The sequence below is a fragment of the Arthrobacter sp. TJ-240 genome (genome assembly GCF_058269195.1).
In genome coordinates this window covers 470,052-488,098 of the sequence record NZ_JBZCNG010000003.1, presented here as the reverse complement: position 1 = coordinate 488,098, position 18,047 = coordinate 470,052, and the positions used below count along the sequence as shown (strand labels likewise).

Genomic DNA, 18,047 nt, shown 5'->3' with positions numbered 1-18,047 from the left:
AGGGTTTTAGGTCTGTCCTCATCGCTCCAACCACGCGCTCGCAGTTCGACCACAGGTCCTGCGACCGCGGAAGGAATCCATCCCCCATGCCTGAATCCGCTTCCCCGGTGCAGGTCTCGGCGGCCCGTGCCGTCGGTGACCAGCACCAGCCCCCGCACCTCAGCCGGTCCCTGAGCAACCGCCACATCCAGCTGCTCGCCATCGGCGGGGCCATCGGCACCGGCCTCTTCATGGGCTCCGGCAAGACCATCTCGCTCGCCGGCCCCTCGGTGATCTTCGTGTACATGATCATCGGCTTCATGCTGTTCTTCGTCATGCGCGCCATGGGAGAGCTCCTGCTCTCCAACCTCGAGTACAAGTCCTTCAGCGACTTCGCCGGCGACCTGCTCGGCCCCTGGGCCGGGTTCTTCACGGGCTGGTCCTACTGGTTCTTCTGGGTGGTCACCGGCGTCGCGGACATCGTGGCCATCTCGGGCTACGTGGACATCCTCGCGCCCGGGACCCCGCTGTGGATCCCGGCTCTCGCCACCCCCGTGGTGCTGGTGCTCCTCAACCTCCCGACCGTGAAGGCGTTCGGCGAGGCCGAGTTCTGGTTCGCCATCATCAAGGTGGTCGCCATCCTCGCGCTGATCGTCACCGGCATCGTCATGATCGCCACGCGCTTCCAGTCACCGGGCGGCCAGGTGGCGGACCTCGCCAACATCTGGAACGACGGCGGCATGTTCCCGCACGGCCTCTTCGGCTTCATCCTCGGCTTCCAGATCGCGATCTTCGCGTTCGCCGGCATCGAACTCGTCGGTACCGCGGCCGCGGAGACGAAGGACCCCGAGAAGACGCTGCCCCGCGCCGTGAACTCCATCCCCGTCCGCATCCTGCTCTTCTACGTGGGCGCCCTCACCGTCATCATGGCCGTCAACCCGTGGCGCACCATCGACGCCGCCAACAGCCCGTTCATCGGGATGTTCACCCTCGCGGGCCTCGGGATCGCCGCCGTCGTCGTGAATCTCGTGGTGCTGACCTCGGCCGCCTCCAGTGCCAACTCGGGCATCTACTCGACGTCGCGCATGGTCTACGGACTGGCGCAGGACGGCAACGCACCGAAGTCCTTCGGCAGGCTCAGCTCTCGCAAGGTGCCGCAGAACGCCCTGCTGTTCTCCTGCATCTTCCTGCTCGCCGGGCTGATCCTGCTCTACTCGGGCGACTCCGTGATCGGCGCCTTCACGATCGTCACGTCGGTCGCATCGGTGCTGACGATGTTCGTGTGGTCCATGATCCTCCTCAGCTACCTTGCATTCCGCCGTCGCCGGCCCGAACTGCACGAGGCGTCGTCGTTCAGGATGCCAGGTTCCTCGTTCATGCCGTACGTGGTCCTCGCGTTCTTCCTGTTCATGCTGGTCGCCCTCGCCCAGGCGGAGGAGACCCGCCTGGCGCTGTTCGTGGCCCCGCTGTGGTTCATCCTGCTCGGCGCCGCGTGGTTCCTGAACCGCAAGACGCCCCTGCAGCAGGCCCGCATCGAGGAGCACAGGGCCCTGGTGCGCAGCGAACGGGCCGTGCGCACGGCCCGCCCCTAGTCCCGGTGATCGCGGTGAAGGGCCGTCCCGCTCGGGGCGGTCCTTCGTGCGTCCCGGCCGTGCGCCGGCCCGCGCTCGCGGCGGCCGAGGAGGGCCGCGTTGAGGCCCCCGATCGCGGCAGCCGTCACGAGGCTGAGGAGGACGGCTGCCTGCAGCCCCCGGCCGGTCTCGGTATGGGCGGCGACGAGGATCGGCGTCACCACCAGCATGGTGGCCACGAACCAGAGGGCTCTGCTCTGCACGAATCGCACGCCTGCTCCTTCCCTCGACCCGTCAAGCGTAGGGATGTACGCTCTCCGGCGCGTCATCCCTGAGGGGGAAAGGGCCTGCCGCCGGTCATCCCCGTGACGGTCATCCCCGTGACGGCGACCCATGATGGCGACCCATGATGGCGACCCCGGCATGTTGGGTCCGGTCAGGAGCGGCTGCGATACTGCTCCGATGGCCAAGAACAGGATCACCGGCGGCCGTGGCGTCCTCGCCGCCCGCCTCGACGACGACCTGAAGGACCGCCTTCGGTCCGCGGTGCTCAGCCCCCAGCTCCTGCTCGCGGCGAAGGCAGCCCTCGCCGCCGCCCTCGCCTGGACCATCGCGCTCGCCATCCCCGGGGAGGCCTCCCGGTACCCCTACTACGCGCCGCTCGGTGCGCTGCTCGCGATCTATCCGACGGTCGCGGGAACGCTGAAGTCGGGTCTGCAGACGGTCATCGGCCTCACCATCGGGATCGTCCTGGCCCACATCGCGGTCTGGGCCGGAGAGCCGAGCTGGGGGACGATCGCCTTCGTCGTCGGGGTGGGCGTGCTGCTCGCGGGAGCCCTGAGGAGGACGGCGGGCGGCGGCTCGGGGATCGCGTCCGCCGGACTGTTCGTCCTCATCATCGGCAACGACAACCTCGGCTATTCGCTGGGCTACTTCGTCCAGACGGTGGTGGGGGTGGGCGTCGGGCTCGCGGTGAGCGCGCTGATCCTGCCGCCGCTCCACCTGGACGACGCCGTGGGCCAGATGAGCCGGCTCCGCAGGACGGCCGCCCGGCAGCTGCAGGAGATGGGCGAGGCCCTGGAGGAGGGCTGGGACGCGGACGACCCGCGCTGGTCGGAACGGCGGGACGACCTCACGGCGTCCGCCCGGAACGCGCGGGACGCCCTGCAGTACGCGGACGAGAGCCGCAAGGGCAACGTGCGGCGGCGCTTCCACCCTCACGACGTCCGGCGCGACTACCGGCACGTCGAGGTCCTCGAGGTCGTCGCGGCCCACACGCTGAACATCACCAATATGCTGCAGGACGGGCTCCATGGGACGTCCCGGGAGCACCCCATCCCGGCGGCGGTCCGGCCGTCCCTCCAACGGGCCTTCACCGCCGTGGGCGATGTCCTCGACCTCTGGACGGTCGAGGAGGACGACGCCGCAACCCTCCGCGCGGCGGAGGAGAGCCTGCAGGCTCTCGCCTCGGCGGCCTACGAGTCGTCCACCCGGGACGTGCCCTTCGGTGCGGCCGCCGCGATCGCCATGAGCCTGTACCGCATCGTGCAGGCGGTGACACCCGGGCTGCACATCGAGGGCGCGGAGTAGGACGACCAAGGGGAGGAGGGATGCCCGGAGCGGGTTTCCCTCCTCCCCTTCACGCGGCGGATCAGGTCAGGTCGCGGGTCTTCGAGAACCGGTCGATGGCCTTCTGCGTGGAGCGGTTGGTGAGCACCTGGATCGTGGTGCTCACGGCACCCGAGATGATGGCGAACATCAGGGCGGAGCGCAACGTGTTCTCGAGCCCGTCCTTGCTCTTCGGGGGTGCCTCCCCCGTGATCTTCTCCCATAGGAAGTCGACGAGCTTCGTCCCGACGAAGCCCGCACCGACGCTCATGCCGACGCCGAGCAACTTGAACACCAGGGTCATGGTTTCTCCTTCTGGTCCGAATAGTCCTTGCCCTAGCCTAGTCGTGCTCCGCGCCCTTCCGCAGGGAGCGGCAGGTCGGGACGACCGGCGGAACCGGCGCATGGCGGCGCGACGCGCCGGTGTAGGATCGGTAGCGCTCAACCAACAACGACAGGGGAGCGCCGATCCGCAGCATGCTGCCGGAGCGGGCGCTGAGAGTGCGGACCGCCGCAGACCCTCGAACCTGATCCGGCTAGTACCGGCGAAGGGAGTCGAGTTCTCAGGGTGCACGGACGTCGCTTCGGCGAAGGCCCGCCACCCTCCCCTCCTGCATCCCAGGAGGAATCCCATGGCATCATCAACAGCCCTACCGGGCACCCCGACACCCACCAGGCAATGGCGCGTCGTCGACATCGTGGTGGCCTCGGTCATCGCCGTCGCCGTCGGCGTGCTGTTCTTCGTCTGGTCCGCCGGCTACTCCGGCATCAGCATCCTCGCCGCAGGCTTCCCGCCGCTCGGTGGCCTGTACACGGGCGGCTGGCTCATCGCCGGCGTGCTCGGTGGGCTCATCATCCGCAAGCCGGGCGCGGCCATCTACTGCGAGACCCTCGCGGCGGCGGTCTCGGCCCTCATCGGCACGCAGTTCGGGCTCAGCGTCCTGCTCTCCGGGGCCATCCAGGGCGCGGGGGCGGAGCTCGTCTTCCTGCTCTTCCTCTACCGGAAGTGGAACCTGTCCGTCGCGCTCCTCGCCGGCCTCGGAGCGGGCCTCGCGCTCGCGATCAGCGAGAACATCCTCTACAACGCGCTCTGGAGCATCGAGTTCCAGCTGCTCTACGTGCTGTTCGCCGGGATCTCCGGCGTCGTCATCGCGGGCCTGCTGTCCTGGCTGGCCATGCGGGGACTCGCGAGGACGGGCGCGCTGTCCGCCTTCGCCGCCGGCCGGACGGCGGACGTGTGACCGCAGCCGACGGACCGTCCCCGGGTGCGGTGCATGTCCGCGCCCGGGGATGGGGCTGGCGCCACGCGGGCCGCAGGGCCTTCGCCGCGCGCCATCTCGACCTCGAGCTCCAGCCCGGCGAGCGTGTCCTGCTCCTGGGTGCTTCCGGCGCGGGCAAGTCCACCGTGCTGCACGGGCTGGCAGGATTGCTCGGCAGCCACGACGAGGGCGAGCAGGAGGGCGAGCTGCTGCTCGACGGCGCCCACCCCGCCACGGTGCGGGGGAGGGCCGGGCTCGTGCTGCAGGATCCCGAGACGCAGGTGGTCCTCGCCCGCGTGGGCGACGAGGTGGCCTTCGCCGCCGAGAACCTCGCCATGCCGCGGGAGGAGATCTGGCAGCGTGTGGGGCGGGCGCTCGACGACGTCGGCCTCGACCTCCCGCTCGACCACCCCACCACCGCGCTGTCCGGCGGGCAGAAGCAGCGCCTCGCCCTCGCCTCGGTCCTCGCGATGGAACCCGGCCTGCTCCTGCTCGACGAACCCACGGCGAACCTCGACCCCGACGGCGTCCTGGAGGTGCGCGACGCCGTGGTCCGCGTCCTCGAGCGCACGGGTGCGACGCTCGTCGTCGTCGAGCACCGCGTGGCCGTGTGGGCGGACGTCGTGGACCGCGTGATCGTGCTCGACGCCGACGGTGGCGTCCTCGCCGACGGCCCGCCCGCCACCGTCCTGGTGCAGGAGGACACCCGGGCGCGCCTCGCCTCGGCCGGCGTGTGGGTGCCCGGGCGGCCACCGGCCGTGGGCGGGACGATGCCCTCCGGGCCCGGGGGCGGGACCCTCCTGTCGGCGGAGGGTCTGGGCGTCGCCCGGACCCGCCGCGGCCCGGTTGCCGTCGACGGCCTGGATCTGCAGGTGCGGTCCGGGGGGGGCCTGAGCATCACCGGACCCAACGGTGCCGGGAAGTCGACGGCGGCCCTGACGCTGGGGGGCCTGCTGCGCCCGCGCGCAGGATACCTCTCCGCCGCACCGGCCCTGGCGGGAACGGCCGGCAGCGACCCGTTCCGGTGGCGGTCGGCGGAGCTGGTCCGGCGGATCGGGACCGTCTTCCAGGAACCCGAGCACCAGTTCCTCACCGCGACCGTCGCGGACGAGCTCGCGTTCGGCCCGCGGCAGGCCGGGGTCGTCGATCCGGCGCGCATCGGGTCCGTGGCCGAGCGGCTGCGCCTCACCCACCTGCTGAAGGCCAACCCGTTCACGCTCTCCGGCGGGGAGAAGCGGCGCCTGTCCGTCGCGACGATGCTGGCCACGGCCCCGCGCGTCCTCATCCTCGACGAGCCGACCTTCGGCCAGGACGCCCTGACCTGGGCCGAACTCGTGACGCTGCTGCGCGAACTCGTCGACGACGGCGTGGCCGTCCTCTCGGTGACGCACGACGCCGAGTTCATCGCCGCCCTCGGTGGCGCGACCCTCCACATCTCCGGCGGGGCAGGACGGCTGGTGGCCCGATGAGCGGCGACTACCTGACCCCGGTCCTCACGGGCAGGACGCTCCTGCGGGCCAACCCGGTGTCCAAGCTCTTCGCCGCCGCGGTGATCACACTGGCGCTCCTGTCCAGCATCGACTGGGTGAGCGCCGCGGTGGTCCTCGCCTGCGAGCTCGCCCTCATGCCGCTGCTGGGCATCAGCGTCGGAGGCCTCGCCCGGCGCATCTGGCCGCTCCTCGTCGCCGCCGGGGTCGGCGCCTACGGAACCGCCCTGCTCGCCGAGAAGACCGGGGCGGTCCTGCTCGACGTCGGGCCGTTCCTGTTCACCGAGGGATCCGTGGCCGCGGGCATCGCCGTCGGGCTGAGGGGGCTGGGGCTGGCGCTGCCGGGCATCTTCATCCTCCTCACCACCGACCCCACCGACCTCGCCGACGCCCTCGCGCAGAAGCTGCACCTGCCGCACCGCTTCGTCCTCGGCGGGCTGGCGGCGCTGCGGCTCGTGGGCCTCCTCGTGGAGCAGTGGGAAACCCTCGGCCTCGCGCGGCACGCCCGCGGCATCGGCTCGGACGGCTCCGTCCTCGCCCGCACCCGGAACCTGCTGGGGCAGTCCTTCGGGCTGATCGTGCAGGCCATCCGACGGGCCACCCGGCTCGCGACGGCGATGGAGGCGCGCGGCTTCGGCGGCGGAACCCGCACCTGGGCCCGGACGAGCACCTTCTCGGGCCTCGACGCCGTCGTCGCCGTCGTCGGGCTGCTCATCGCCGCGGGCGCGGTGACGGCGGCCGTGCTTGCGGGGACGTGGAGCTTCCTGCTGTCCTGACCGGACGGCCCGGGCCGTGGCTCTCCGAGCGCCCGGCGTCCCGGGCGGGACCCGCGGCAGACGCGAACGGGGGCCCGCCGAAGCGGGCCCCCGTGGTGGAACCGACGCAGTGCTAGAGCACGTCCGAGAGGAACGACCTCAGGCGCGGCGTCTGCGGGTCGTCGAAGATCGCGGCCGGCGGTCCGGTCTCGACCACCACACCGCCGTCCATGAACGTCACGGTGTCCGAGACATTGCGCGAGAAACCCATCTCGTGGGTGACGACCACCATGGTCATGCCCCCGGCCGCGAGGTCCGCCATGAGCGCGAGGACGCCCTTCACGAGTTCCGGGTCCAGGGCCGAGGTGGCCTCGTCGAAGAACATCACCTCGGGGTCCATGGCCAGTGCCCGGGCGATGGCGACGCGCTGCTGCTGGCCGCCGGAGAGGTTGCCGGGCCGGACATCGGCCTTGTGCTTCAGGCCCACGAGGTCCAGCTGCGCGAGGGCCTTCTCCCGGGCCTCGTCCGCGGACATCCTCCGGAGCTTGCGGAGGGCCAGCGAGACATTGTCCAGCACCGTCTTGTGCGGGAAGAGGTTGAACTGCTGGAACACCATGCCGATGCGCCGGCGCAGCTCGTCCGGGTTGTCCTTGAGCACGGACCGGCCGTCCAGCAGGATGTCGCCCTGGTCGGGTTCGATCAGCCGGTTCAGGACCCGCAGCAGGGTGGACTTCCCGGAGCCGGACGGGCCGATGACGGACGCCGTCGTGCCCTGGTCCACGTGCAGGTCGATGCCGCGCAGCACGTGGTTGGAGCCGAAGGACAGGTGCAGGTCCTTGCCGGTCAGGGTCCCGGATTCCTGGATCTTCACGCCTTCGCTCCTTCGCCGATCTTCGCGGCCAGTTCGTCCGGCTCGGGCTTCTGCTTCCTGCCCACGCGGAGCCGGTTGTCGATGAAGTTCACGAGGTGCGTCAGCGGGATGGTCAGGCACAGGTACAACAGCCCGGCCGCGATGAGCGGTGACAGGTTGCCGGTGTTGCTCGCCGCGTCGTTGCCGACCCGGAAGAGCTCACGCTCACTGGCCACGAGGCCGATGAAGTAGACCAGTGAGGACTCCTTGATCAGCGAGATGAACTGGTTCACCAGGGCCGGCAGCACGCGCCGCACGCCCTGGGGGACCACCACGAGCTGCATGGACGCGCTGTAGCTGAAGCCCAGGGCGCGCGAAGCCTCCAGCTGTCCCTTCTCCACGCTCTGGATGCCGGAGCGGAAGATCTCGCCGATGTAGGCAGAGGCGATCAGCGAGAGGGCGAGGATGCCCAGGGGGTACGGACTGGTACTGCCCGTGATCTCCCGGAGGATCGGACCCAGTCCCAGACCGATGAGCAGGATGATCACGACGGCGGGGAGCCCGCGGAAGATGTCCGTGTAGATGCGCGCGATCCAGCGGAGCACCCGGTTGCGGGAGATCCCCATGATCGCGAGGATCATGCCGACGATCGTCCCGATGATCCCCGAGGCCAGCGCGAGCATGAGCGTGTTCGGCAGGCCGACGGTCAGGAGGTCCGGCAGGACGGCGGCCATCGCCTCCCAGTCGAAGAAGGTTTTTCCGAGTTGTTCCAGGGCGTCCATGCAGGGACCGCTACTTTACTTCCACGGCTTTGCTGCCGGGCTTCCAGTCGGTGGGCATCTCGCGGTCCGGGTACCACTCCTTGGTGAGCTCGGACCAGGTGCCGTCGGCGACGACGGCGTCGAGACCCGCGTTCAGGGCGTCGATGAGCGGCTGGTTCTCGCTGTTCACGGCGTACGCGGTGAAGTTCTCGGTGTTGATGATCGTCTCGGCGATCGTGGTGTCGTCGCCCTCCTTCACCTGGCCGGTGGCCTGCTGCGACGGTGCCACCCAGGCGTCCACCTGCCCGTTCTTCACGTTGGCGTAGACGGTGTTGTAGTCCGGGAAGCGCACGGGCTCGAGGCCCAGGGTGTTGGTGACGTAGTCGTCCTGGACGGTGCCCTGGACCACGCCGACGCGCGTGCTCTCGGACAGGGAGTCGAAGCCGGTGACGGAGGAGTCGGTCTTCGCGACGACGGCCATGTAGCCGAAGTCGTAGCCGTTGGTGAAGCCGACGTTCTCCCGGCGGGCCTCGGTCGTGGAGATCGAGGAGGAGCCGACGTCGTACTGCTTGTTCTGCACCTGCGCGAGGAGCGCGGAGAAGTCCGTGGACGCGAACTCCACCTCGAGGCCCAGCTTGTCGCCGATGGCGCGCAGCAGCTCGTTGTCGTAGCCGGTGAAGACACCGTCCTCCAGGAAGATGTTCGGCGGGGCGTCCGAGAGCGTGCCGACGCGCAGCGTGCCGTCGGTGATCAGGCCGAGGTCCGCCGGATCGATCTCCTCGACCGGGGTGGTGGTCTCGGTGGTGTACTTGTCCAGCGACTGCTGGTCGCTGCCGGCCAGGGCATCGGTGGTCTCGGTGGGTTCGCTGCTGCTGGAGCTGCCGCAGGAGACCGTCAGGGCGAGCAGGGGCACGGTCAGTGCCGTGAGGACCTTACGGGAGAGGTTCATGGTGTCCTTCGTGGTGGCGGGCCCGGGAACGGGCGCGCTGGGTGGGGTGCTGGGACGCCGGAGACCGGCGGGAGGACTGCTGGCTGCTGGGTTACACGCTCGCTGTTCTGGGCTGTGCGCGCTGTGGCGGTCGGACCGGGCCGAACACCGGGGAAGGACCGCACGACGCCGTACTTGCCGACCGGGGGACTGGACCCGGCGGCCGAATCTTCACCTGGAGCACCCCACTACGGGAGAGGGTTGCTGTCCAGCCGGCCAGGGCCGATGGCTGGAACTCTTGATTTGAGCAAAACGCTAGGGCAGCACGGAGCGTCCGGTCAAAACAGGATCGGGGATATTGCGCCCCTTGACGCGGAATCCCGGCAGTTCACGGGCAGAGTGTGGCCGACTTCACACGAACCGGTCCACGAGTGCGGTCAGTTCCCCGGTGAGGGCGGAGGAGGTGCGGATCTCCTGCCCGTCGAGCGAGAGGACAGGCACGAGGAGCCGGATGCTCGAGATGAGCCACACGGCATCGGCGTCGAGGAGGTGGTGCGGTTCGAGCGGCCCGTACCCGAGGTCCCACCCCTGCTCCTTCGCCGCGGCGAACAGCGCGGCCTGCGAGGTGCCGGCCAGGATGCCGCTCTCGAGCTGCGGCGTGACGAGCGTCTTCCGCCCGTCGCGCACGTAGGCGAGCAGCACGGTGGACGTGGGCCCCTCGAGGACCTTGCCGTCGGAGGAGGTGAAGATGACGTCGTCCGCGCCGGACGCCTTCGCGTGGCGGATCGCGGCCATGTTGACGGCGTAGGAGAGCGTCTTGGCGCCCATGAGCAGCCACGGTGCGCGCTGCGCCACGGTGCTGTCGTACCCGCGCTCGAGGAACAGGACCCTCACGCCCGCCTCGCGCTGCGCCAGCGTGGCCGCCGGGACGGGCGCCACCTGCACCCACGCCGTCGGCCGTCCCGCGCTCTCCACGCCGCGGGTGGCCACGAGCTTCACGACGGCGCTGCCCAGGTCCGGCTCGGCGCTCGCGAACTCGCCGAGGGCGGTCCGGATGGCACGGCTCCAGGCGTCCGCTTCCGGCACCACCAGGTCGAGGGCCGCGGCCGACGACGCGAGCCGCGCCAGGTGCGCCTGCTCCTTGCGGGGCGTCCCCTCGACGGCGAGCATGGATTCGAAGACGCCGTCGCCGCGGGTGGCGCCGAGATCGGTGATCATCAGCTGCGGCTGCGAGGCGTCCGCGATCCTGCCGTCGTCGTGGTCGGGGTCGAGGAACACGAGAACCGTCATGGGCCCCAGCCTAGCGGGGGGTCCGCGACGTCAGGTGAGTCCGACCTTCCGGGTGAACAGCTTCTGCAGCAGGATGAAGGCGAGGAGCAGGGCGCCGATCACGATGCGCGTCCACCAGGAGCTCAGCGTGCCCTCGTAGGAGATGAACGTCTGGACGATGCCGAGGACGAGCACTCCCGCGAGGGAGCCGAGCACGTACCCGTACCCGCCGGTCAGCAGCGTGCCGCCGACCACCACCGCGGCGATCGCGTCGAGCTCCAGCCCCGTGGCCGCCAGGCTGTACCCGGAGAGGCTGTAGAAGGAGAACAGGATCCCGGCGATCGCGGAGCACACGCCGCTGATCCCGTACACGAGCACCTTGGTGCGCGGGACGGCGAGGCCCATGAGCACCGCGGAGGACTCCCCGCCGCCGATCGCGTACACGGTGCGGCCGAAGCGCGTCTGGTGCAGCACGTAGAACGCGACGGCGACGACGAGCAGGGCGATCACGACGCCGGGAGAGACGAACAGCTTCCCCGCCAGTGGGATCCTCGCCTGGGCCATCGACGTGAAGAACGGGTCGGTCACGGTGATGGAGTCGACGCTGATGACGTAGCAGAGGCCGCGGGCCAGGAACAGCCCGGCGAGGGTCACGATGAACGGCTGGATCTCGAAGACCTGGATGACCAGGCCCATAGCGAGGCCGAAGCTCGCCCCCGTCAGGAGCACGAGGAGGATCACCGCGACCGGGTTCCAGCCGGCCTGCAGGAGTGCCGCGGCGATCATCATGGACAGTGCGACGACGGACCCGACCGACAGGTCGATGCCCCCGGTGAGGATCACGAACGTCATGCCGACGGCGAGCACGATCAGGAAGGTGTTGTCGATCAGGAGGTTCAGGAAGACCTGCCCGGACAGGAACCCGGGGTACATGGCGGCGCCGACGGCGAACATCGCGACGAACAGGCCCACGGTCGCCAGCGTGGGGGCGTACCGTGCCTTGCCCTGGAGGCGGCTGATCCGGGAGCGGTCGAGCGGTGCGGAGGTGCGGGTGAGGACGGACATCAGGCGGCCACCTCCACCCGGGGCTGCGCGGGGACAAGGGGCCTGCGTCGCCCGAAGAGGGTGCGGGCCCGGGGGGACTGCAGGAGGCAGACGGCGATCACCACGAGCGCCTTGAACACCAGGGTCGCCTCGGGCGGGATGCCCAGCGTGTAGACGGTGGTGGTCAGGGTCTGGATGATGAGCGCCCCGACGAGCGTCCCCACCAGGCTGTAGCGGCCACCGGCCAGCGACGTGCCGCCGATGACGACGGCGAGGATCGCGTCCATCTCGATGTAGAGGCCGGCGTTGTTGGAGTCCGCGGCGGTGACGTTCGAGCTGATCATGAGGCCCGCGACCGCCGCGCACAGTCCGCTGAAGATGTAGACGGTCCAGGTGATGGTGCGGGCATCGAGCCCGGCGAGCCGGCTGGCCACGGGGTTGATCCCCACGGCCTCGATGAGCGTGCCGAGGGCCGTGCGGCGCGTGAGCAGGCCGGCGGCGCCGAAGGCGGCCGCCGCGATGAGGATCGAGATGGGCAGGCCCAGGAAGAAGCCGGCGCCGATCGCCCGGTAGGAGTCGTTGGAGACGGAGATGATCTGCCCGTCGGTGACCAGCTGGGCGAGCCCCCGGCCGGCGGTCATGAGGACGAGCGTCGCGATGATGGGCTGGATCCCGATGACCGAGACCAGGAATCCGTTCCACGCCCCGAGGAGGAGCCCGGCGACGACGGCGATCGCCACCCCGGTGGCAGCGGTCTGCAGGGAGGTGGGATCGGGGGAGCTGTAGATGTACATGCAGGAGACGGCACCGGCGATGGCTGCGATCGCTCCCACGGAGAGGTCGATGCCGCGGGAGGCGATCACGAGTGTCATGCCGAGCGCGATCAGGATGGTCGGGGCCCCGTTGCGCAGGATGTCGATCAGGCTCCCGTACAGGTGGCCGTCCTGGACGCGGACCGAGAGGAAGTCCGCGCGGAAGAGCTGGTTGAGCAGGAGCAGCAGGACCAGCGCGAGGACGGGCCAGGTGAGGCGGTGCTTCAGCAGCGCGCTCATGGATTCGTTCCCGCGATGACCGTCATGACGTCTTCCATGGTGACTCCGTCGTTGGGGATGTCCGCCACCATCTGCCGGTCCTTGAGGATGGCGATGTGGTCGCTGAGGCGCAGCACTTCCTCGAGTTCGGCCGAGATGAAGATGACGGACATGCCGTCGGCTGCGAGGTTGCTGATGAGCTTCTGGATCTGCGTCTTGGCGCCGATGTCGATGCCCCGGGTCGGCTCGTCGAGGATGAGCAGCTTCGGGTCGGTGATGAGCCAGCGGGCGAGCAGCACCTTCTGCTGGTTGCCGCCGCTGAGGTCCCGGATGAGCGATTCCTTGTTGGACGGGCGGATGTCGAGGGCCCTGATGAACCGCTCGGCCAGCTCGTCCTGAGTGGCGCGCGGTACGCGTCGCCACCAGCCCTTGCCGGCCTGCATCGCGAGGATCAGGTTGTCGCGGACCGACAGGTCCCCGATGAGTCCCTCCTCCTTCCGGTTCTCCGAGGAGAAGGCGATGCCGCGGTCGATGGCGGATCGCGGCGTGCGCAGCGTCCGGGACGTGCCGCTGATGGTCAGCTGTCCCTGGTCCGCGCGATCGGCGCCGAAGAGCAGCCTCGCCGTCTCGGTGCGGCCCGACCCGAGCAGCCCGGCGAGGCCGAGGATCTCCCCTGCGTGGACGGTGACCGTGACGTCCCGCACCGAGCCCTTCCTGCCCAGGCCGTCCGCCTGCAGGAACGGCACCTGTTGCGTGCGGTCCGGGTGGCGCCGGCTCTCGGCCTCCTCGAGTTCGGTCAGGGCATCCAGTTCCTTGCCGATCATCTTGGAGATCAGGCCCATGCGCGGCAGGTCGCGGGTCGGGTACTCACCCACGAGCCGGCCGTTGCGGAGCACGGTCATGCGGTCGGAGACCTCGTAGACCTGTTCGAGGAAGTGGGAGACGAACAGGATCGCGACGCCCCGGTCCCGCAGCGTCCGGATGACGGTGAACAGCTGCTGGACCTCGTCCGCGTCGAGGCTGGAGGTGGGTTCGTCGAGGATGAGGACCCGGGCGTCCACCTGCATGGCCCGCGCGATGGCGACGAGCTGCTGGATGGCGATGGAGTGCGAGGACAGGATGGAGCGGGGATCGATGTGGCCCAGCTGCAGTTGCCCGAGGACCTCCTGCGCCCTCCGGCGGACGTTCCGCCAGTGGATGCCGCCGCGCCGGCGCGGTTCGCGGCCCAGCAGGATGTTCTCCTCGACCGAGAGGTTCGGGCACAGGTTCACCTCCTGGTACACCGTGCTGATCCCGGCCGCCTGCGCCTCCGCCGGGGTGCCGAAGCTCTGCTGTGCCCCCAGGACGGTGATGGTGCCGCCGTCGAGCGCATAGACGCCGGTGAGCGCCTTGATGAGCGTGGACTTCCCGGCGCCGTTCTCGCCGAGGAGGGCGTGGACCTCCCCCGGGAACAGCCGGAAGTCGACGCCGTCGAGCGCCTTCACGCCCGGGAAGGCGATGGAGATGCCCTGCATGTCCACCACGGGGACGGTCTCGCTCATACGGCTCTGCCCTCCTGTGCGGGGGATGCGGCGGGTCCTCCCGCCGCATCCCGCCTCCTGGTGACCCGGCCGTCCCCTGCAGGGACGGCCGGGTCCGGTTCCTAGTACTCGCGGCTCGCGAGGACTTCCTTGGCCTGCTCCGGCGTGAAGGTGGTCTCCTCGGTGACCACGCGGGCCGGGACCTCCTCACCCGCGACCACCTTGGCCGCCAGGTCCATCAACTGCTCGCCGAGGAGCGGGTTGCACTCGACGATGAAGTTGATCTTGCCGTCCGCGAGCGCCGTCATGCCGTCCTTCACGGCGTCGACCGTGATGATCTTGATGTCCTTGCCCGGCACCTTGCCCGCGGCCTCGATGGCCTCGATGGCACCGAGGCCCATGTCGTCGTTGTGGGCGTAGACCACGTCGATGTCCGGGGTGTTCTTCAGGAACGCCTCCATCACCTGCTTGCCGCCGCTGCGGGTGAAGTCACCGGTCTGCGATTCGACGATCGTGAGGTCCGGATCGGCGGCGATGGCGGCCTCGAAGCCTTCCTTCCGGTCGATGGCGGGGGCGGCTCCGGTGGTCCCCTGCAGTTCCACGATGTTCACCGGACCTTCGGTGGACGCCGAGTCCTCGACCAGCCACTCGCCGGCCTTCTTGCCCTCCTCCACGAAGTCCGAGCCGAGGAAGGTCCTGTACAGCGAGGTGTCGGTGGAATCGACGGCCCGGTCGGTGAGGATGACGGGGATCTCCGCGTCCTTGGCCTCCTTCAGCACGGTGTCCCAGCCCGACTCGACCACGGGGGAGAAGGCGATGACGTCCACCTGCTGCTGGATGTAGGACCGGATGGCCTTGATCTGGTTCTCCTGCTTCTGCTGCGCGTCGGAGAACTTCAGGTCCACGCCCGCCGCCTCCGCGGAGTCCTGGACGGACTTGGTGTTGGCGGTGCGCCAGCCGCTCTCCGCACCGACCTGGGCGAAGCCCATGGTGATCGTGTCGTCGCCGCCGCCACTGCCGCCACTGCCACCGGAGTCGGATCCGCCGCCGCAGGCCGTGAGGGCGAGGGTTGTGGCGGCAAGGGCCGCCACCAAGGATTTCCTGAACACTGCTGCCTCCTGGGAATCGGGACCACAGCAAGGGGGCAACTGCACCGTCGTTGCTGCAGGGGCGGGGAGCCCTGCGGCAATTGTGAACGGTAACAAATGGCGGGTCAAGGGCTCGGGGCCACAATCCGGTAGCGATCTACGGCGCGTCGGAGCCGGCCCGGCCACGGGCGCAGGCGCCCTGCCGGCCGCCGTGACAGACGGAAGGCCGGACCGCGTGGTCGCGGTCCGGCCTTCCGGTAGGGGATCAGTTACTTCTGATCGCTGTCCTTGCCGTCGAGGGCGCCCTTGGCCTTGTCCTTGGCCGAGTCCACCTTCTCGGGATGGTCCTGTGCATAATCCTTGGCCTTGTCAGCCATTCCACCAATGTCCGCCATAGAGTCTTCTTTCAGTCGAACCGGTCCGCGGCCCACCGTGGCTGCCGCAGTCTGACGCCTTCATCCTGCACCGTCCCGAGGGGGCGCGGTATCGCCAGGATCCGGTTGACAAAAGCCCAGTGGCGGGGCGGGCGGGCAGCGCCCCGGCGGGTCGCCGGTCAGGGGTGGAGGGACATCCTGTGCAGGAGGTGATCGCGCACCATGGGCCATTCGTGGGCGAGGATCGAGTAGACCACGGTGTCGCGCAGCTCGCCGTTCCTGGCCCGCGTATGGCTTCTGAGCACGCCGTCCTGCTTCGCGCCGAGCCGGACGATCGCCTCGCGGGACTGGTGGTTGATCCAGTGCGTGCGGAACTCCACCGCGGGGCACCCGAACACCTCGAACGCGTGGCGGAGCAGGAGGTACTTGGACTCGGTGTTGGTGCCGGTGCGCTGTACGGAGGCGGCGTTCCAGGTGGAGCCGATCTCCACCCGCGGAGTGTCCTGGTCGATGTTCATGTAGGTCGTCATGCCGATGATCCGGCCGGGCCGGCCGTCGTCCGCGGGGAGCCTCGTGGTGAAGGGCAGCATCGAGCCCGTGCCCTGCAGCGTGAGCCGCCGGTCGATCTCGCGCCGCATGCCCTCGGGCGTCGGGACCGAGGTGTACCAGAGCTTCCACAGCTCGCCGTCGGCGGCGGCCGCGACCAGCCCGTCGTGGTGTTCGGGAGCGAGGGGTTCCAGGAGCACGCGGGCGCCGCGCAGGGTGACCGGTCGGAGGGTGCTCATGGTCCGACCCTCGCCTCGGATGGCGGCCTCACTGGCCCACGCGGCCATCGATGCATTCGCGCAGCAGGTCGGCGTGCCCGCAGTGCCTCGCGTACTCCTCGACCCGGTGCACGAGCAGTTCGCGGATGGCGATCCCATCCTCGCCCACGCGTTCGCCCAGGTCGGGATACGCGGCGAGCAGCGCGTCGGTGGCGGCCTGCTCGCGCTCCAGGTCCGCGTAGGCGGCGTCGACCACGGCCTGCTCGGCGACGGCGCCGTCGAAATCGGCCCCGTCCCCGCCGTACAGGGAGGGCGCCCGCTCATCGGCCGTGATCCAGCCGCGCCAGTCGCGCTCCACCTCGGCGAGGTGGCGGAGGAGGCCCAGCAGCGACATGGTCGACGGCGGCACGGACCTGCGGGCCAGCTGTCCGGCGTCCAGGCCCTCGCACTTCATCAGGAGCGTCAGCCGGTAGTCCGTCAGGTAGTCCCGCAGCGTCGCCGCCTCGCCGTCGGGGCTGACCCCGTCACTGTTGCGCGGATCGTCCTCCGGGTCCACCCACATGTCGGGATAGATGCTCGCCCTGCTCCACCTTCCGGTCTCCTCGCCCATGGACGTCATCCTGTCCCACCGTCGTCGCTCGCGCCAGCGCCCCCGCCGTCGGTGATCGAAGTGGGTGGCAGGTTGCGGCCGGCCGCCGTCCGGCCGGGCCCGACGCGGGCATGCGCGCTTTCGTCGCCCTGTCCAGCTCCCGCGGGTGCCGCCCTCGATCCCGTGCGCCGTGCCTCCGGGGGCCTACGATGAGTGCCAGCCGTGGGGCGGCTGATGGCTCCTCGTCGTGAGCTCGCCCACGAACGGAAGAGGACCGGAAGTGACCGATGCGTATCTCCAGCAATGGACAGCCCTCGAGGCCACGCGGGCGGCCGGCATAGCGCTCGAGCAGGTAGCCAGGGGCTACACGGCGCTGGGCGGCACCCACGACGGGTTCGACGTGGAGGGGTACCTCCGCGGGCTCACCCGGCTACCGCGCCGCGACCGGGACCTGATCGCCCATGCCATCAACGAGATCATCGACACCACCGGGTCCATGGCGGACGGTGCGCATTACAGTACCGACCGGGCGGCGACCTCCTCCGGCTTCGAGGACTACCTGCGGCCGCTCGTCACCGATCCCGACGGGTACGGATTCGACCGCCGCGCGCTCCGGCCCGACGCCCAGACCGGCAGCGGGCCGGTGGGCGGATCGGCGGGCGGTCCGGCGGGCGGATCGGCCGATCTGAAGGAGGATCCGGAGTTCCGGCGGCTGCAGGCCCTCTACCGGTCGGGCCTCCTCGACTCCGGCGCCGAGGCCCGGTTCGACCGCCTGACCGCGCGGACCCGGGAATGGTTCGACGTGAGTTCGTCCTCGATCGCCCTCATCGCGGAGGGCCGGCAGGTGATCAAGTCCCTGGCCGGGCCCATCGGCCAGGACCTGCCGCTCGAGCTCTCCCTCTGTGCAGTGACGGTCGCCGCCGACCGCACCCTCGTGATCCCTGACGCGCTCCTGCATCCCTCCTACCGGGACCACCCCCTCGTCAAGGCCGGCCCGAGGGTCCGCCTGTACGCGGGGCACCCGCTGACCTCCGTCGACGGGTGGCGCATCGGCTCGCTGTGCGTGATGGACGACAAGCCGCGGGACTTCACGGAGAACGACGTCCGCGATCTGCGGTCCTTCGCCCAGCTCGTCCAGGAGGAGATCTGGAGAGGGCCGCTCGGCTGACG

General features: G+C 70.0%; 18 protein-coding genes and 2 riboswitches. Of the genes, 6 read left to right on the top strand and 12 right to left on the bottom strand.

Annotated elements, in window-relative coordinates; all coding sequences use genetic code 11:
* The first annotated feature begins 86 nt into the window (after nucleotides 1-86).
* Nucleotides 87-1,571, top strand: coding sequence for an amino acid permease (locus AC4D2C_RS10555; RefSeq protein WP_490914671.1), 1,485 nt, complete (start codon nucleotides 87-89; stop codon nucleotides 1,569-1,571).
* Here AC4D2C_RS10555 and AC4D2C_RS10550 read toward each other — a convergent pair.
* A complete protein-coding gene (locus AC4D2C_RS10550; RefSeq protein ID WP_490914670.1) occupies nucleotides 1,568-1,822 on the bottom strand; it encodes a hypothetical protein in 255 nt (84 codons plus the stop codon). The genes AC4D2C_RS10555 and AC4D2C_RS10550 overlap by 4 nt on opposite strands.
* A 190-nt stretch (nucleotides 1,823-2,012) precedes the next feature.
* On the opposite strand from AC4D2C_RS10550, the gene AC4D2C_RS10545 reads away from it, so the two are divergent.
* Nucleotides 2,013-3,140, top strand: a complete 1,128-nt coding sequence (locus AC4D2C_RS10545) for an FUSC family protein (RefSeq protein WP_490914669.1) — start codon at nucleotides 2,013-2,015, stop codon at nucleotides 3,138-3,140.
* A 61-nt stretch (nucleotides 3,141-3,201) separates the two neighbouring features.
* On the opposite strand, the gene AC4D2C_RS10540 is transcribed toward AC4D2C_RS10545, so the two are convergent.
* Nucleotides 3,202-3,462 (bottom strand): DUF4235 domain-containing protein, encoded by a 261-nt coding sequence (locus AC4D2C_RS10540; protein WP_490906623.1) that lies wholly within the window; start codon nucleotides 3,460-3,462, stop codon nucleotides 3,202-3,204.
* Between the two features lie 142 nt (nucleotides 3,463-3,604).
* A riboswitch (TPP riboswitch) is annotated at nucleotides 3,605-3,729 on the top strand.
* Nucleotides 3,730-3,790: 61 nt separating this feature from the next.
* Here AC4D2C_RS10540 and AC4D2C_RS10535 point away from each other — a divergent pair.
* From AC4D2C_RS10535 to AC4D2C_RS10525, 3 genes are read left to right on the top strand one after another with little or no spacing between them, the layout of a single operon-like run.
* Nucleotides 3,791-4,399 carry an ECF transporter S component gene (locus AC4D2C_RS10535; protein ID WP_490914668.1) on the top strand — a complete coding sequence of 203 codons (609 nt, stop codon included), beginning with the start codon at nucleotides 3,791-3,793 and terminating at the stop codon, nucleotides 4,397-4,399.
* The gene (locus AC4D2C_RS10530; RefSeq protein ID WP_490914667.1) at nucleotides 4,396-5,886 is read left to right on the top strand and encodes an ABC transporter ATP-binding protein; all 1,491 of its coding nucleotides are present in this window, start codon (nucleotides 4,396-4,398) and stop codon (nucleotides 5,884-5,886) included. The genes AC4D2C_RS10535 and AC4D2C_RS10530 overlap by 4 nt, the downstream gene beginning before the upstream one ends.
* Complete coding sequence (locus AC4D2C_RS10525) at nucleotides 5,883-6,680, top strand: energy-coupling factor transporter transmembrane component T family protein (RefSeq protein ID WP_490914666.1); 798 nt, start codon at nucleotides 5,883-5,885, stop codon at nucleotides 6,678-6,680. The genes AC4D2C_RS10530 and AC4D2C_RS10525 overlap by 4 nt, the downstream gene beginning before the upstream one ends.
* 112 nt (nucleotides 6,681-6,792) lie before the next feature.
* Here the strand turns inward: AC4D2C_RS10525 and AC4D2C_RS10520 are convergent, their stop codons facing one another.
* The 10 genes from AC4D2C_RS10520 to AC4D2C_RS10475 form a co-directional block, all read right to left on the bottom strand.
* Nucleotides 6,793-7,530: an amino acid ABC transporter ATP-binding protein gene (locus AC4D2C_RS10520; protein ID WP_490914665.1), complete on the bottom strand. Its 738-nt coding sequence runs from the start codon at nucleotides 7,528-7,530 to the stop codon at nucleotides 6,793-6,795.
* Nucleotides 7,527-8,291, bottom strand: a complete 765-nt coding sequence (locus AC4D2C_RS10515; RefSeq protein ID WP_490914664.1) for an amino acid ABC transporter permease — start codon at nucleotides 8,289-8,291, stop codon at nucleotides 7,527-7,529. The genes AC4D2C_RS10520 and AC4D2C_RS10515 overlap by 4 nt, the downstream gene beginning before the upstream one ends.
* 10 nt (nucleotides 8,292-8,301) lie before the next feature.
* Nucleotides 8,302-9,219 carry an ABC transporter substrate-binding protein gene (locus tag AC4D2C_RS10510; protein ID WP_490914663.1) on the bottom strand — a complete coding sequence of 306 codons (918 nt, stop codon included), beginning with the start codon at nucleotides 9,217-9,219 and terminating at the stop codon, nucleotides 8,302-8,304.
* 165 nt (nucleotides 9,220-9,384) lie between these two features.
* Nucleotides 9,385-9,502: riboswitch (SAM riboswitch) on the bottom strand.
* A gap of 107 nt (nucleotides 9,503-9,609) precedes the next feature.
* Nucleotides 9,610-10,488, bottom strand: a complete 879-nt coding sequence (locus tag AC4D2C_RS10505; protein ID WP_490914662.1) for an aminodeoxychorismate lyase — start codon at nucleotides 10,486-10,488, stop codon at nucleotides 9,610-9,612.
* Between the two features lie 30 nt (nucleotides 10,489-10,518).
* On the bottom strand, nucleotides 10,519-11,532 hold the full coding sequence (yjfF, locus tag AC4D2C_RS10500) for a galactofuranose ABC transporter, permease protein YjfF (RefSeq protein WP_490914661.1): 1,014 nt from the start codon (nucleotides 11,530-11,532) through the stop codon (nucleotides 10,519-10,521).
* Nucleotides 11,532-12,563 carry an ABC transporter permease gene (locus AC4D2C_RS10495; RefSeq protein WP_490906635.1) on the bottom strand — a complete coding sequence of 344 codons (1,032 nt, stop codon included), beginning with the start codon at nucleotides 12,561-12,563 and terminating at the stop codon, nucleotides 11,532-11,534. Before AC4D2C_RS10495 ends, yjfF begins: the two co-directional genes overlap by 1 nt.
* On the bottom strand, nucleotides 12,560-14,083 hold the full coding sequence (locus tag AC4D2C_RS10490; protein ID WP_490914660.1) for a sugar ABC transporter ATP-binding protein: 1,524 nt from the start codon (nucleotides 14,081-14,083) through the stop codon (nucleotides 12,560-12,562). The genes AC4D2C_RS10495 and AC4D2C_RS10490 overlap by 4 nt, the downstream gene beginning before the upstream one ends.
* Nucleotides 14,084-14,184: 101 nt before the next feature.
* Nucleotides 14,185-15,171, bottom strand: coding sequence for an ABC transporter substrate-binding protein (locus AC4D2C_RS10485; RefSeq protein WP_490914659.1), 987 nt, complete (start codon nucleotides 15,169-15,171; stop codon nucleotides 14,185-14,187).
* A gap of 532 nt (nucleotides 15,172-15,703) precedes the next feature.
* The gene (locus AC4D2C_RS10480) at nucleotides 15,704-16,309 is read right to left on the bottom strand and encodes a GNAT family N-acetyltransferase (protein ID WP_490914658.1); all 606 of its coding nucleotides are present in this window, start codon (nucleotides 16,307-16,309) and stop codon (nucleotides 15,704-15,706) included.
* 28 nt (nucleotides 16,310-16,337) lie between these two features.
* A complete protein-coding gene (locus AC4D2C_RS10475) occupies nucleotides 16,338-16,898 on the bottom strand; it encodes a DinB family protein (protein ID WP_490914657.1) in 561 nt (186 codons plus the stop codon).
* Between the two features lie 259 nt (nucleotides 16,899-17,157).
* Here AC4D2C_RS10475 and AC4D2C_RS10470 point away from each other — a divergent pair, with 259 nt between their 5' ends.
* Entirely contained in the window at nucleotides 17,158-18,045 is an 888-nt protein-coding gene (locus AC4D2C_RS10470) for a GAF domain-containing protein (protein WP_490914656.1), read from the top strand.
* Nucleotides 18,046-18,047: the final 2 nt, after the last annotated feature.